The 13,102-nt window shown below is 58.0% G+C and carries 13 protein-coding genes; 12 read left to right on the forward strand and 1 reads right to left on the reverse strand.

Annotated features, from left to right (window positions below; genetic code table 11):
- The 6 genes from nuoI (at nucleotide 1) to nuoN (ending at nucleotide 6,365) form a co-directional block, all read left to right on the forward strand.
- Complete coding sequence (gene nuoI / locus FOC35_RS15475) at nucleotides 1-543, forward strand: NADH-quinone oxidoreductase subunit NuoI (RefSeq protein ID WP_016537431.1); 543 nt, start codon at nucleotides 1-3, stop codon at nucleotides 541-543.
- An 11-nt stretch (nucleotides 544-554) separates the two neighbouring features.
- Nucleotides 555-1,112, forward strand: coding sequence for an NADH-quinone oxidoreductase subunit J (nuoJ, locus tag FOC35_RS15480; protein ID WP_016537430.1), 558 nt, complete (start codon nucleotides 555-557; stop codon nucleotides 1,110-1,112).
- Entirely contained in the window at nucleotides 1,109-1,411 is a 303-nt protein-coding gene (gene nuoK / locus FOC35_RS15485) for an NADH-quinone oxidoreductase subunit NuoK (RefSeq protein ID WP_008459783.1), read from the forward strand. Before nuoJ ends, nuoK begins: the two co-directional genes overlap by 4 nt.
- Complete coding sequence (gene nuoL / locus FOC35_RS15490) at nucleotides 1,408-3,249, forward strand: NADH-quinone oxidoreductase subunit L (RefSeq protein WP_016537429.1); 1,842 nt, start codon at nucleotides 1,408-1,410, stop codon at nucleotides 3,247-3,249. The genes nuoK and nuoL overlap by 4 nt, the downstream gene beginning before the upstream one ends.
- A 121-nt stretch (nucleotides 3,250-3,370) precedes the next feature.
- Complete coding sequence (gene nuoM / locus FOC35_RS15495; RefSeq protein WP_016537428.1) at nucleotides 3,371-4,900, forward strand: NADH-quinone oxidoreductase subunit M; 1,530 nt, start codon at nucleotides 3,371-3,373, stop codon at nucleotides 4,898-4,900.
- Nucleotides 4,901-4,907: 7 nt separating this feature from the next.
- Entirely contained in the window at nucleotides 4,908-6,365 is a 1,458-nt protein-coding gene (gene nuoN / locus FOC35_RS15500) for an NADH-quinone oxidoreductase subunit NuoN (RefSeq protein WP_172569390.1), read from the forward strand.
- A 54-nt stretch (nucleotides 6,366-6,419) separates the two neighbouring features.
- On the opposite strand, the gene FOC35_RS15505 is transcribed toward nuoN, so the two are convergent.
- Nucleotides 6,420-7,322, reverse strand: coding sequence for a LysR family transcriptional regulator (locus tag FOC35_RS15505; protein WP_172569391.1), 903 nt, complete (start codon nucleotides 7,320-7,322; stop codon nucleotides 6,420-6,422).
- A gap of 110 nt (nucleotides 7,323-7,432) precedes the next feature.
- Between FOC35_RS15505 and FOC35_RS15510 the strand changes: the two genes are divergently transcribed.
- From FOC35_RS15510 to menH, 6 genes are all read left to right on the forward strand, one after another.
- Nucleotides 7,433-8,293: an NmrA family NAD(P)-binding protein gene (locus FOC35_RS15510; RefSeq protein WP_216845766.1), complete on the forward strand. Its 861-nt coding sequence runs from the start codon at nucleotides 7,433-7,435 to the stop codon at nucleotides 8,291-8,293.
- A 37-nt stretch (nucleotides 8,294-8,330) separates the two neighbouring features.
- A complete protein-coding gene (locus tag FOC35_RS15515; protein WP_172569392.1) occupies nucleotides 8,331-8,780 on the forward strand; it encodes a GNAT family N-acetyltransferase in 450 nt (149 codons plus the stop codon).
- A 69-nt stretch (nucleotides 8,781-8,849) separates the two neighbouring features.
- Nucleotides 8,850-9,146, forward strand: coding sequence for a stress response protein ElaB (elaB, locus tag FOC35_RS15520; RefSeq protein WP_016537423.1), 297 nt, complete (start codon nucleotides 8,850-8,852; stop codon nucleotides 9,144-9,146).
- Between the two features lie 125 nt (nucleotides 9,147-9,271).
- On the forward strand, nucleotides 9,272-10,573 hold the full coding sequence (gene menF, locus FOC35_RS15525) for an isochorismate synthase MenF (RefSeq protein WP_172569393.1): 1,302 nt from the start codon (nucleotides 9,272-9,274) through the stop codon (nucleotides 10,571-10,573).
- 82 nt (nucleotides 10,574-10,655) lie between these two features.
- Nucleotides 10,656-12,329 (forward strand): 2-succinyl-5-enolpyruvyl-6-hydroxy-3-cyclohexene-1-carboxylic-acid synthase, encoded by a 1,674-nt coding sequence (gene menD / locus FOC35_RS15530; RefSeq protein WP_172569394.1) that lies wholly within the window; start codon nucleotides 10,656-10,658, stop codon nucleotides 12,327-12,329.
- On the forward strand, nucleotides 12,326-13,099 hold the full coding sequence (gene menH / locus FOC35_RS15535; protein ID WP_172569395.1) for a 2-succinyl-6-hydroxy-2,4-cyclohexadiene-1-carboxylate synthase: 774 nt from the start codon (nucleotides 12,326-12,328) through the stop codon (nucleotides 13,097-13,099). The genes menD and menH overlap by 4 nt, the downstream gene beginning before the upstream one ends.
- Nucleotides 13,100-13,102: the final 3 nt, after the last annotated feature.

A 13,102-nucleotide genomic window follows, 5' to 3' on the forward strand; every position in this document is an offset into this window, starting at 1 on the left:
ATGACATTGAAAGAGTTAGTGGTTGGTTTCGGCACCCAGGTACGCAGTATCTGGATGATTGGCATGCACGCTTTCGCCAAACGCGAAACCCGCATGTATCCGGAAGAACCAGTGTATCTGCCGCCGCGCTACCGTGGCCGTATCGTGCTGACGCGCGACCCGGACGGGGAAGAGCGCTGCGTTGCCTGTAACCTTTGTGCGGTAGCCTGCCCGGTAGGCTGTATCTCACTGCAAAAAGCCGAGATGCAGGACGGCCGTTGGTATCCGGAATTCTTCCGCATCAACTTCTCACGCTGCATTTTCTGCGGCCTGTGTGAAGAAGCCTGCCCGACCACCGCGATCCAGCTTACCCCGGACTTCGAGCTGGGCGAGTACAAGCGCCAGGATCTGGTGTACGAAAAAGAGGATCTGCTGATCTCCGGTCCGGGCAAATACCCGGAATATAACTTCTACCGGATGGCAGGTATGGCAATCGACGGCAAAGATAAGGGCGAAGCGGAAAACGAAGCCAAGCCTATCGACGTCAAAGGCCTGTTACCTTAAGGAGCAAGGCAATGGAATTCGCTTTTTATATCTGCGCCATTGTGGCCGTCCTGACTACCTTGCGGACGATCACGCACACCAATCCGGTGCACGCGCTGCTGTATTTGATTATCTCTCTGCTGGCTATCTCCGGGGTATTCTTCTCCCTGGGGGCCTACTTCGCCGGTGCGCTGGAGATTATCGTTTACGCCGGGGCCATCATGGTGCTGTTTGTCTTCGTGGTGATGATGCTTAACCTCGGCAACGCGGTGCAGCAGCAGGAACGTGAGTGGCTGAAGCCGCAGCTGTGGATTGGGCCTGGCGTCCTTTCTGCGGTGCTGCTGGTGGTGCTGATTTACGCTATCCGTACCGTGAACGACCAGGGCATTGATGGCACGTCCATCGATGCTAAACAGGTCGGTATCGCGCTGTTCGGGCCTTACGTGCTTGCGGTGGAGCTGGCCTCCATGCTGCTGCTGGCGGGCCTGGTGGTCGCGTTCCATCTGGGGCGTGAAGATCGTGCCGGTGAAGTGCTGAGCAACCGCCAGTCCGACATGGCCGTGAGAAGAAAAACGGAGGAGAACGTATGATCCCGCTGCAACATGGACTGATCCTCGCCGCCATTCTGTTCGTGCTGGGACTGACCGGTTTGGTTATCCGTCGCAACCTGCTGTTTATGCTGATAAGCCTGGAAGTGATGATCAACGCCGCCGCGCTGGCCTTCGTGGTCGCCGGTAGCTACTGGGGCCAGGCTGACGGTCAGGTGATGTATATACTCGCGATTAGCTTAGCTGCCGCCGAAGCCAGTATTGGCCTCGCGCTGTTACTGCAGCTCCATCGTCGTCGCCAGAATCTGAATATCGATTCAGTAAGTGAGATGCGTGGATGAACCTTCTCTGGTTAACCATTGTTCTGCCATTTATTGGCTTTGTACTGTTGGCATTTTCCCGCGGGCGCTGGTCAGAAAACCTGTCCGCTACCGTCGGGATGGGATCTGTTGGTCTGGCGGCGGTAGTGACCGCGATTGCCGGTGTTGATTTCTTCAGCAACGGCCAGCAGGCGTTTACCCAGCCGCTGTGGACCTGGATGTCGGTCGGTGATTTCAATATCGGCTTCAATCTGGTGCTGGACGGCCTCTCCCTGACCATGCTTTCCGTGGTCACCGGCGTTGGCTTCCTGATCCACATGTTTGCTTCCTGGTATATGCGCGGTGAAGAGGGGTACTCCCGCTTCTTCGCCTACACCAACCTGTTCATCGCCAGCATGGTGGTTCTGGTTCTTGCCGATAACCTGCTGCTGATGTATCTCGGCTGGGAAGGCGTGGGCCTCTGTTCTTACCTGCTGATCGGTTTCTATTACACCGATCCGAAGAACAACGCTGCGGCAATGAAAGCGTTCGTGGTGACTCGCGTAGGCGACGTGTTCCTGGCCTTCGGCCTGTTCATTCTCTACAACGAGCTGGGCACGCTGAACTTCCGCGAAATGGTTGAGCTGGCGCCGCAGCACTTTGCTGCCGGTAATCAGATGCTGACCTGGGCAACCCTGATGCTGTTAGGCGGTGCGGTGGGTAAATCCGCTCAGCTGCCGTTGCAGACCTGGCTTGCCGACGCGATGGCTGGCCCAACGCCGGTTTCTGCGCTTATCCACGCGGCCACCATGGTTACCGCAGGTGTCTATCTGATAGCCCGTACCCACGGCCTGTTCCTGATGACCCCGGAAATTCTGCATCTGGTCGGCATTATTGGTGCGGTCACTCTGGTGCTGGCGGGCTTTGCCGCGCTGGTTCAGACCGACATCAAACGCGTGCTGGCTTACTCCACCATGAGCCAGATTGGCTACATGTTCCTGGCGCTGGGCGTTCAGGCGTGGGATGCGGCAATTTTCCACCTGATGACCCATGCGTTCTTTAAAGCATTGCTGTTCCTCTCTTCCGGTTCAGTTATCCTGGCGTGTCACCACGAGCAAAACATCTTCAAGATGGGCGGGCTGCGCAAGTCTATCCCGCTGGTGTATGTCTGCTTCCTGGTAGGCGGTGCGGCGCTGTCTGCTCTGCCGCTGATCACCGCAGGCTTCTTCAGTAAGGACGAAATTCTTGCCGGTGCAATGGCGAACGGCCACCTCAACCTGATGGTTGCGGGCCTGGTCGGGGCATTCATGACCTCGCTGTATACCTTCCGCATGATTTTCATTGTCTTCCACGGCGAAGAGAAAATCCACGCTCACGCGGGCAAAGGCATTACTCACCACCTGCCGCTGATTGTGCTGCTGGTGCTGTCAACCTTCGTTGGCGCGATGATTGTTCCACCGCTGCGCGGCGTACTGCCGGAAACGACGGAGCTTGCCCACGGCAGCGTGCTGACCCTGGAAATCATCTCGGGCGTAGTGGCTATCGCCGGTATCCTGATTGCCGCCTTCCTGTGGCTGGGTAAACGCACGCTTGTTACCTCCATTGCTAACAGCGCGCCGGGCCGCTTCTTCGGCACCTGGTGGTTCCATGCATGGGGCTTCGACTGGCTGTACGACAAAGTATTCGTCAAGCCGTTCCTCGGCATTGCCTGGCTGCTGCGTCGTGACCCGCTGAACGCGCTGATGAACATTCCGGCAATTCTTTCCCGCTTCGCAGGCCGCGGCCTGCTGGTAAGCGAGAACGGTTACCTGCGCTGGTATGTTGCGTCGATGAGCATCGGGGCCGTTGTGGTACTTGGCCTGCTGCTGGTTCTGCGTTAACAGGATTTCTTCGTCCCCCTCTCCCTTACGGGGGAGGGCCGGAGTGAGGGCTAAACCCGTCACCCGGCACCGGGAAGTGAGCGATGTTTAAGAATTATTTTGACTTAGGGACACAAACGCCATGCTATTACCCTGGCTAATACTAATCCCCTTTATCGGCGGCTTCTTCTGCTGGCAGACCGAACGCTTTGGCGTGAAAGTGCCTCGCTGGATAGCGCTAATAACCATGGGGCTGACACTGGCGCTCTCGCTGCAGCTTTGGCTGCAGGGCGGCTACTCTCTGATTCAGTCGGCAGGTTTGCCGCAGTGGCAGTCTGAGTTTGTTCTGCCGTGGATCCCGCGTTTTGGCATTGAAATCCACCTCGCGCTCGACGGTCTGTCGCTGCTGATGGTGGTGCTGACCGGCCTGCTTGGCGTGCTGGCGGTGCTCTGTTCCTGGAATGAAATTGAAAAGTATCAGGGCTTCTTCCACCTCAACCTGATGTGGATCCTCGGCGGCGTAATCGGCGTGTTCCTTGCCATCGACATGTTCCTGTTCTTCTTCTTCTGGGAAATGATGCTGGTGCCGATGTACTTCCTGATTGCGCTGTGGGGCCACAAAGCCTCCGACGGGAAGACGCGTATTACCGCGGCAACGAAGTTCTTCATCTATACCCAGGCGAGTGGCCTGGTGATGCTGATTGCTATTCTCGGCCTGGTGTTTGTGCACTACAACGCTACCGGCGTGTGGACCTTTAACTATGAGCTGCTGCTGAAAACGCCGATGTCCCACGGCGTGCAATGGTTGCTGATGTTGGGCTTCTTTATCGCCTTCGCGGTAAAAATGCCGGTGGTTCCGCTGCACGGCTGGCTCCCGGACGCGCACTCTCAGGCACCCACCGCGGGTTCCGTTGACCTTGCCGGTATCTTGCTGAAAACCGCTGCTTACGGCCTGCTGCGCTTCTCGCTGCCGCTGTTCCCGGAAGCTTCTGCCGAGTTCGCGCCAATCGCCATGTGGCTGGGTGTTATCGGTATCTTCTACGGCGCATGGATGGCGTTTGCTCAGACCGATATTAAACGTCTGATTGCCTACACCTCCGTTTCCCACATGGGCTTTGTACTGATTGCTATCTACACCGGCAACCAGCTGGCCTACCAGGGCGCGGTGATTCAGATGATTGCGCACGGCCTGTCCGCTGCCGGTATGTTCATCATCTGCGGCCAGTTGTACGAGCGTCTGCATACCCGCGATATGCGTATGATGGGCGGCCTGTGGAACAAAATTAAATGGCTGCCTGCGCTGTCGATGTTCTTTGCGGTGGCAACCCTCGGGATGCCGGGCACCGGTAACTTTGTCGGCGAATTTATGATCCTGTTCGGCAGCTTCCACGTTGTGCCGGTCATTACCGTGATTTCTACCTTCGGCCTGGTGTTTGCTTCGGTTTACTCGCTGGCAATGCTGCACCGCGCGTACTTTGGTAAAGCGAAAAGTGAAATCAGCGATAAGCAACTGCCGGGCATGTCGATGCGCGAGTTCTTTATCATTCTGTTGCTGGTGGTGCTGTTAGTTCTGCTGGGCTTCTACCCGCAGCCGATTCTGGATACCTCTCATTCTGCGATGAGCAATATTCAGCAGTGGTTTACCAGTTCACTTTCTACTACAAGGCCGTAATTCGCTCATGACTTTAACTCCTCAACACTTGATCGCGCTGCTACCGCTGTTGATCGTCGGATTGACGGTGGTGGTTGTGATGCTCTCCATTGCGTGGCGCCGCGATCATTTCCTGAATGCTACGCTATCGGTTATCGGCCTTAACGCCGCGCTTATCTCACTCTGGTTTGTGGGGCAGGCCGGGGCGATGGACGTGACTCCGCTGATGCGCGTTGACGGCTACGCCATGCTCTATACCGGGCTGGTGCTGCTGGCTAGCCTGGCGACCTGTACTTTCGCTTACCCGTGGCTACAGGGCTACACCGACAACCGCGAAGAGTTCTACCTGCTGGTGCTGATTGCCTCCCTCGGCGGCATTCTGCTGGCTAACGCTAACCATCTGGCGGCGCTGTTCCTCGGCATTGAACTTATCTCTCTCCCGCTGTTCGGCCTGGTGGGCTATGCCTTCCGCCAGAAGCGTTCTCTGGAAGCGAGCATCAAGTACACCATCCTGTCGGCGGCGGCTTCGTCCTTCCTGCTGTTCGGTATGGCGCTGGTTTACGCCGAGTCCGGCAGCCTGTCGTTTGTCAGCCTCGGTAAGAGCCTGGCGGACAACATGCTGCACGAGCCTCTGCTGCTGGCGGGTCTGGGCCTGATGATCGTCGGCCTTGGCTTCAAGCTTTCTCTGGTGCCGTTCCACCTGTGGACGCCGGACGTATACCAGGGCGCACCTGCTCCGGTTTCCACCTTCCTGGCAACCGCCAGCAAGATTGCCATTTTTGGCGTGGTGATGCGTCTGTTCCTCTACGCACCTGTGGGCAACAGCGAAGCGGTTCGTGTGGTGCTGGGCATTATCGCCTTCACCTCCATCCTCTTCGGTAACCTGATGGCGCTGAACCAGTCCAACATCAAGCGTCTGCTGGGCTACTCCTCCATCGCCCACCTCGGCTACCTGCTGGTGGCGCTGATTGCGCTGCAAACCGGCAATATGTCGATGGAAGCGGTAGGCGTTTATCTGGCCGCTTACCTGTTCAGCAGCCTGGGTGCGTTCGGCGTGGTTAGCCTGATGTCCAGCCCGTACCGTGGCCCGGATGCCGATTCACTGTTCTCCTACCGCGGTCTGTTCTGGCACAAGCCGGTGCTGTCTGCGGTGATGACCGTGATGATGCTCTCCCTGGCCGGTATCCCGATGACCCTCGGCTTTATCGGTAAGTTCTACATCATTGCAGTAGGCGTTCAGGCGCATCTGTGGTGGCTGACCGGCGCCGTGGTGCTGGGTAGCGCCATCGGCCTCTACTACTACCTGCGTGTCACCGTGAGCCTGTACCTGAGCGCGCCTCAGCAGCTTAACCGCGATACCCCATCCAACTGGGCGCTGACCGCGGGCGGCGTAGTTGTGCTTATCTCTGCTCTGCTGGTTCTGCTGCTGGGTGTTTACCCGCAGCCGCTTATCAGCCTGGTGCAGTTAGCGCAGCCTCTGATGTAATCGGGTTTCCGAAACCGTTCAAAACCGCCACTTGTTGGCGGTTTTTTTATGGGCTCAGGCTTTGGCCAGCCCGAGGATAAAATCGAGGAAACAGCGCGTTCTGGCCGCCGGATTGATACGGGAAGGGTAGTAAGCGTAGAGCGGAAAGCGTTCGTCGGGCCAGTCCGGGAATAAATCAACCAGTAAGCCTTTTTTCACCAGGTCCTCCGAGCCAAATGTCATCATCTGCGCGATGCCGTGGCCGCTGAGGCACGCTTCGTGCAGGGTGCGGGCATCGTTCAGGGTCAGCCTCCCGTTGACCGGTACTTTGACTACCTGACCTTTACGGTGAAACTCCCACTCAAACGGCCTGCCCGTTTCCGGATCGCGAAAATGGATACAGGTGTGTTCCATCAGCGCCTCGGGGGTTGTGGGGCGACCAAAACGCTCAAGATAGGCTGGCGTTGCCACGGTCATGATGCGCGTTTCCAGCAGCTTTCTGGCTACCAGGCTGCTGTTGCGAGGGACGCCGAACCTGACCGCCAGGTCAAAGCCGTCGGAAACCATATCGCCCAGCCTGTCGCGGGTGACCAGATCCAGCTCAAGCTCGGGGTAGCGTGCCATAAAGCTTTCAATTTGCGGGCCAAACACCAGGCTGGAAAAGAAAGGATCGATATTGACCCTGAGCCTGCCCACGACCGCTTTACTGGATAATGACGCGCCGCTGGTGACGTCTTCCAGCGCCGCCAGAAGCGGCAGCACCTGGCGGTAAAACTCCCTGCCTTCGACGGTGAGCGAAACCGCCCGCGTGGTGCGGTCGAACAGGCGGATGCCGAGCCTTTTTTCAAGCCTTGCAATTGCGCGGCTGACGCCCGGCGGAGACATATTGATGACCTCGGCCGCGGCGGCAAAAGTGCCGCTTTCCACCACGGCGGTGAAGACCGCGAGACCATCAAAAGTGCGATCGTTAAAAATCATATTGGTGCCCTGGAGTCATCAGTGAATTGTCTATGATGTTATCGATGCACCTTAGCCGTTTCAACATAATGCTCCCCACGCCGCAAGGTGAAATCTGACAATGGAGAAGCATGATGTTCGCAATTACTGGTATTACCGGGCAGGTTGGCGGTGCGCTGGCTAAAACGCTGATAGCCGCCGGGCATGACGTTCGCGCCGTGGTGCGCAATGAACCCAAAGGGCAGCCCTGGGTTGAGCAGGGGGCCGAGCTGGCGCTTGCGGCAATGAACGATGCCGAAGGGCTGACTAAGGCATTCCGCGGCGCTGAGGCGGTATTTATTTTGCTGCCGCCGGTCTTTGACCCTGCCGGAGATATGGCCGAGCCGCGCGCCAATATTGCCGCAATTAAGCAGGCGCTGCTGGCCAGCCGCCCGCAGCACGTTGTCTGCCTCTCGACGATAGGCGCTCAGGCTACCCGGCCAAACCTGCTCAATGCTTTGGGGCTGATGGAGAAGGAGCTTGCGGATATCTGCGATTCAACCGTGTTTCTGCGGGCGGGCTGGTTTATGGAAAACTATTTGTGGGATATTAATAGCGCGAAGGAGACCGGCGTTATTTACAGCCATCTCCAGCCGCTGGAACGCGCTACTCCTATGGTTGCAACCGTTGATATTGGCGCTCTTGCCGCGCAGCTGTTAACCCAGCCGCAAACCGGGACCCGGGTCATCGAACTGGAAGGCCCGCAGCGCTATAGTCCACAGCTGGCGGCGCAGGCGTTCTCTCAGGTACTTGGTCGCCCGGTCACGGTGAAGGCGGTTCCGCGTGAAAACTGGGAGGCGGATTTCCTCGCCCAGGGGATGAAAAACCCTCTGCCACGCATGCAAATGCTTGATGGTTTTAACGAGGGATGGATTGACTTCGAAGGCGAGACGCTCAAGGGTGCCACTCCACTCGAAACTGTGCTAAAACACTTAATGCAGAGTCACCGCTAAACTTGGTCGGCGACGCTTGAATTATAAGGAATTTTCAATGCTGAAATGGCAGGATTTACACCATTCTGAACTGAGCGTCGCCGCTCTCTATTCTCTGCTGGCGCTGCGTTGCGCGGTATTTGTTGTTGAGCAAAATTGCCCGTATCTCGACATTGACAGTGAAGATCTGGTGAGCGAGAACCGCCATATCCTTGGCTGGAAGGAGGGTAAACTTGTCGCCTATGCCCGAATATTGAAGAGTGAGAATGACCTGGAACCTGTTGTTATTGGGCGCGTCATCGTGGACGCCTCCGTTCGCGGAGAAAGGCTTGGTAATCAGCTTATGGAACAGGCCCTTGCCGCCTGCGAGCGCCAGTGGCCCGGCAAACCTATCTACCTCGGGGCGCAGGCGCATTTGCAGGCGTTTTATGCCCGCTTCGGTTTTAAGCCGGTAACGGATGTGTACGACGAAGACGGCATCCCGCATATCGGCATGGCCAACGGCTAACGCAGGCGAAATCAGCCCCGGTTGTCTATAGTTAGCGGACGAGAAATTTTTTTAACACGGAGAACAGGTATGCAACCGTATGAATCTCGTCTTGATGATGACCTGGCGCTGCTGAGCGAAACCCTGGAAGAAGTGCTGCGTTCATCCGGCGACCCGGCCGACCAAAAATATATTGAGCTGAAGGCCAAAGCGGAACAGGCGCTGCACGAAGTGAAAGAACGTATCAGCAATGCTTCCGATAACTATTACTATCGCGCCAAAAAAGCGGTTTACCGTGCCGATGATTATGTGCACGAAAATCCCTGGAGAGGCATTGGTGCCGGTGCGGCCATTGGGCTGGTCGTAGGGCTACTTCTGCGTCGTTAGCGTTAGCCTGGCGCCCGCCGTGAAAGACGGGCGCAGCAAATAAAGATCTTACCCCCAGGGTAGGATTTTTTTTTGCGGCAACGACCACGTATAATCAGGGGTTTTTACGCAAGGGTGAGGTAGTCGTGAATTCAGTAGCCGTAGCACTGCAGCAGATGCAGCAGGAATTAGCAGGAGAATTTGCCGACGAGCCGGGCCTGCAGCGCCTGTGTGTTGCGGTCACCCTCAGCGATGCCTCCGACCCGCTGGCGTGGTTAACCGCCCAGCCGCTCTTTCCTCAGTTTTACTGGCAGCAGCGTAACGGTAACGAAGAAGTTGCGGCCCTGGGAGCCTTGCTCCAGTTTTCCGCCCTGGAGCAGGCGCAGAGTTTCCTGCAATCTTACCCCGGCCAGCCTTTCCTGCGCGTCTGGGGGCTTAACGCTTTCGACCCGGCTCAGGGGTTCCTGTTCCTCTCTCGTCTGGAATGGCGGCGCGTGGGCGGCGAGGCGCATCTCTGGCTCCATCTGTACAGCGAAACCTCGCTAAAGCAGGATGCTCAGGCCGCTGCGGCTTTTATTGAGCAACTGCTCCCCGCCAAACCGCTGCCTCAGTTAAACCTGAAGTGCCTCGGCGCAACCCATCTGCCAGAGCAGCCGGAGTGGCACCGGCTTATCGACCTTGCCACCGGCGCTATTAGCCAGGGCAAGCTGGATAAAGTGGTGCTGGCGCGGGCAACGGACCTGGCCTTTTCGTCCCCTGTTTCAGCCGCCGGATTTATGGCCGCCAGCCGCCGGGTTAACCTTAACTGCTATCATTTCTTAATGGCGTTCGACCCGCAAAATGCTTTCCTGGGTTCAAGCCCGGAGCGGCTGTGGCGGCGTATCGATGATGCGCTGCGTACCGAAGCGCTGGCGGGCACCGTTGCCAACCACCCGGACGACAGGCAGGCCGAAAAGCTCGGGCAGTGGCTATTGAAAGACGACAAAAATCAGCGTGAAAACATGCTGGTTGTGGAAGATATCTGCCAGCGGCTTCAGGGGGCCGTCGGCGCGCTCGACGTGCTGCCGCCTCAGGTGATGAGGCTGCGAAAAGTGCAGCATCTGCGGCGTTGCATCTGGACGCTGCTTAAGCGCCAGGATGACGCACTTTGCCTGAAACAGCTACAGCCAACCGCCGCAGTGGCGGGACTGCCGCGCGAACTGGCTCGGGCGTTTATCGCCGCCCAAGAACCTTTTGAACGTGAATGGTATGCCGGGTCGGCGGGTTATTTGTCTCGCCACCAGACGGAGTTTTGCGTTGCTTTACGCTCCGCACGCGTCAGCGGGAGTGCGGTAAGGCTTTATGCCGGAGCGGGAATTGTTGCCGGCTCAGTCGCTTCAGAAGAGTGGCAAGAGATTGAAAATAAAGCGGCCGGGCTGAAAACATTGCTTATCGACGGCGGCAACTGAATAAGCTATTCACGACGCAAATCAATTTAACTTTTTCCACGGTATTTATAATCAATGGTCGAAATTGACTGCGGACAATATTATGTCGATAAGCTCATTTAACCGCCGCTGGGCGGGCGTTATCCTCGAAGCATTGACCCGGCACGGCGTGCGCCACGTCTGCATTGCCCCAGGCTCTCGCTCCACGCCCCTGACCCTGAGCGCGGCGGAAAACCGCAGTTTTATTTGCCACACCCATTTCGACGAGCGCGGCCTTGGGCATCTGGCGCTCGGGCTTGCCAAAGCGAGCGGCGAACCGGTTGCTATTATCGTGACGTCCGGCACCGCCGTCGCCAATCTTTATCCCGCCGTCATTGAGGCCGGGCTAACCGGCGAAAAACTTATTTTGCTGACGGCCGACCGTCCGCCGGAGCTTATCGACTGCGGCGCAAATCAGGCTATCCGCCAGCCGGGCCTGTTTAGCTCTCATCCCTCCAGCTCCCTGAACCTTCCGCGCCCAACGCACGACATCCCCGCCAGTTGGGTTGTCTCCGCCGTTGATAGCGCTGTCGGTCAGTTGAGAGGCGGCGCGCTGCATATTAACTGCCCGTTTGCCGAGCCGCTTTACGGCGCGCCCGACGATACCGGCCTGGACTGGCAGGGCGAGCTTGAGGGCTGGTGGGAAGGCGACAAGCCCTGGCTGCGGGAAGTGACCGGCAGTCATGACGTGCTTAAGCAGCGCGACTGGTTCTTCTGGCGACAAAAGCGTGGCGTAGTGGTTGCCGGGCGGCTTTCCGCCAGCGAAGGTGAGCAGGTGGCGGCCTGGTCGCAAATGCTTGGCTGGCCGCTGATTGGCGATGTGTTGTCGCAAACCGGCCAGCCGCTGCCGTGCGCCGACCTCTGGCTCAGCAATAGCCAGGCCGTGACCTGCCTGCAACAGGCGCAAATCGTTATTCAGTTTGGCAGCAGCCTGACCGGAAAACGGGTGCTGCAATGGCAGTCTTCCTGCCGGCCGGAAGAGTACTGGCTGGTAGATAAATTACCCGGCCGCCTCGACCCGGCAAACCACCGTGGCCGCCGGCTGACTGCCGACATAACATCCTGGCTGGACAAACACCCGGCGGAAAAACGCGTCCCGTGGGCCGACGAGCTTACCTCGCTTGCCTGGCAGACGCTGGAGAAAGTGGAGGCCGGTACGGCGAACTTTGGCGAGGCCCAGGTCGCCCAGCGTTTACCTAAGCTGCTGCCGGAAGGCGGCCAACTGTTTGTGGGCAATAGCTTAATTGTCCGGCTGATTGACGCCTTCGCACAATTGCCTGAAGGCTACCCGGTTTACAGCAACCGTGGCGCGAGCGGTATTGACGGCCTGCTTTCTACTGCGGCAGGCGTGCAGCGGGCAACGGCGCGTTCCACGCTTGCTATCGTTGGGGATATTTCCGCGCTCTACGACCTCAACGCCCTGGCGCTGCTTCGCCACGCGTCCGCCCCGTTTGTGCTGCTGGTGGTGAATAACAACGGCGGCCAGATTTTCTCACTGCTGCCCACGCCTGCCGAAGAGCGCGAGCGCTTTTACTGCATGCCGCAGAACGTCAATTTCTCCCACGCCGCCGCCATGTTCGAACTCGGGTATCAAAACCCTGCGAGCTGGCAGGCGCTGGAAGAGGCGATTAAGCGAGCCTGGCTGCGCCCCGGCGCCACGATAGTTGAAATCACCGTGCCGGAAACCGAAGGGGCGCAAACGCTACAGCACCTTCTGGCCCAGGTCAGTCAGGCATGACCCTTCATGCCGTAACGTGTTCAGCAGATAAGCCGAATAAACCGTGGATTGTCTGGCTGCACGGCTTTCTCGGCAGCCATCAGGAATGGCTGGAGATTAGCCCGCATTTTAGCGACTGGCCTCAATTGCTGGTGGATTTACCCGGCCACGGCGGCTCGGCGGGCATAAAGGCGAAGGACTTTGCGGACGTGGATAACCGGCTGCGGGCCACGCTAAATAGTTACAACATACTTAATTACTGGCTGATGGGTTACTCCCTCGGCGGCCGCTTGGCGATGTATCACGCCTGCCAGCCTGAGTCTCACGGACTGCGCGGGCTGGTGGTTGAAGGCAGCCATCCGGGCCTGCAAAGCGAAAATGAGCGGGAAGCCAGAGCGCTCGGCGACGCCCGCTGGGCGGCTCGGCTGCGTGACGAGGATTTGCCCGCCGTGCTCAACGACTGGTATCGGCAGCTGGTGTTTCGCTCCCTTAATGCTCAACAGCGCAAACATCTGGTGGCGCTGCGTAGCCAGAACGATTCACGCTCTCTGGCGCAGATGCTTGAAGCCACATCGCTTGCCCGCCAGCCTGATTTACGCGAGCCGCTTAGCCATCTCGCTGCGCCTTTCCATTATCTGTGCGGAGAACGGGACGAAAAATTTCGCGCCGTTTCCAAAGAGCTGGCATGCCCGGTCACGCTTATTCCTGGCGTCGGGCACAACGCTCACCGCGACGCGCCTGCCGCGTTTAGCTCCGCCCTGTTAACCCTCTTTCGTCACTATGACCTGTAAGGA

This window comes from Cedecea sp. FDAARGOS_727, assembly GCF_012273235.1.
Taxonomy (GTDB): domain Bacteria; phylum Pseudomonadota; class Gammaproteobacteria; order Enterobacterales; family Enterobacteriaceae; genus Cedecea; species Cedecea davisae.

Excerpts from the sequence above, each read along its gene's own strand:
- nuoI (WP_016537431.1), top strand. The coding sequence starts at position 1 with ATGACATTGAAAGAGTTAGTGGTTGGTTTCGGCACCCAGGTACGCAGT.
- nuoJ (WP_016537430.1), top strand. The coding sequence starts at position 555 with ATGGAATTCGCTTTTTATATCTGCGCCATTGTGGCCGTCCTGACTACC.
- nuoK (WP_008459783.1), top strand. The coding sequence starts at position 1,109 with ATGATCCCGCTGCAACATGGACTGATCCTCGCCGCCATTCTGTTCGTG.
- nuoL (WP_016537429.1), top strand. The coding sequence starts at position 1,408 with ATGAACCTTCTCTGGTTAACCATTGTTCTGCCATTTATTGGCTTTGTA.
- nuoM (WP_016537428.1), top strand. The coding sequence starts at position 3,371 with ATGCTATTACCCTGGCTAATACTAATCCCCTTTATCGGCGGCTTCTTC.
- nuoN (WP_172569390.1), top strand. The coding sequence starts at position 4,908 with ATGACTTTAACTCCTCAACACTTGATCGCGCTGCTACCGCTGTTGATC.
- FOC35_RS15505 (WP_172569391.1), bottom strand. The coding sequence starts at position 7,322 with ATGATTTTTAACGATCGCACTTTTGATGGTCTCGCGGTCTTCACCGCC.
- FOC35_RS15510 (WP_216845766.1), top strand. The coding sequence starts at position 7,433 with ATGATGTTCGCAATTACTGGTATTACCGGGCAGGTTGGCGGTGCGCTG.
- FOC35_RS15515 (WP_172569392.1), top strand. The coding sequence starts at position 8,331 with ATGCTGAAATGGCAGGATTTACACCATTCTGAACTGAGCGTCGCCGCT.
- elaB (WP_016537423.1), top strand. The coding sequence starts at position 8,850 with ATGCAACCGTATGAATCTCGTCTTGATGATGACCTGGCGCTGCTGAGC.
- menD (WP_172569394.1), top strand. The coding sequence starts at position 10,656 with ATGTCGATAAGCTCATTTAACCGCCGCTGGGCGGGCGTTATCCTCGAA.
- menH (WP_172569395.1), top strand. The coding sequence starts at position 12,326 with ATGACCCTTCATGCCGTAACGTGTTCAGCAGATAAGCCGAATAAACCG.